Raw genomic sequence first — 445 nt, forward strand, 5'->3', positions numbered from 1 at the left:
GTGGCGACGCTCCCCACGCTCGCCCAGCTCACCACCGCCGAGCAGCGCTGGGCCGACCGCGAGGAGGACATCACCACCGTCAGCGGCGATCCCTTCGAGGTCGGGCAGGTCTTCGCCGGACGCTGGTTCGACCGGCTGGTCAGCCGTGCGGACGCCGACCGGCTCTTCGAGCAGTACCCGCGCATCCCGCACCGCATCGACGGCGAGCTGCTGCGCTACGCGGCCCGGTTCGGCCTGCTCGCCCACAAGGACGACCAGATCGACGAGAACGACCGCTACGCCATCCGGGCCGGTTTCTGGCGGCAGATCGGCGACCGCACCGGGCGGGAGCACCCCCCGCCCGCCGACTGAGCCCGGAAGAGTCGAGTGAGCCCGGAAGAGTCGAGTGAGTCCGGGTGGGCCGGGTGAGCCCGGGTGACGGGTGCGCGGCGGCGGGCGCGTACCC

1 pseudogene is annotated in these 445 nt (G+C 73.3%); it reads left to right on the forward strand.

Annotation, left to right across the window (positions count from 1 at the left end):
* A pseudogene (locus tag GL263_RS27825) lies at positions 1-351 on the forward strand (NYN domain-containing protein); the annotation flags it as partial.
* Positions 352-445 lie beyond the last annotated feature (94 nt).

Origin of the sequence: Streptomyces durbertensis, from assembly GCF_014156695.1 — a bacterium.
In the GTDB taxonomy this organism is placed as follows: Bacteria; Actinomycetota; Actinomycetes; order Streptomycetales; family Streptomycetaceae; genus Streptomyces; species Streptomyces durbertensis.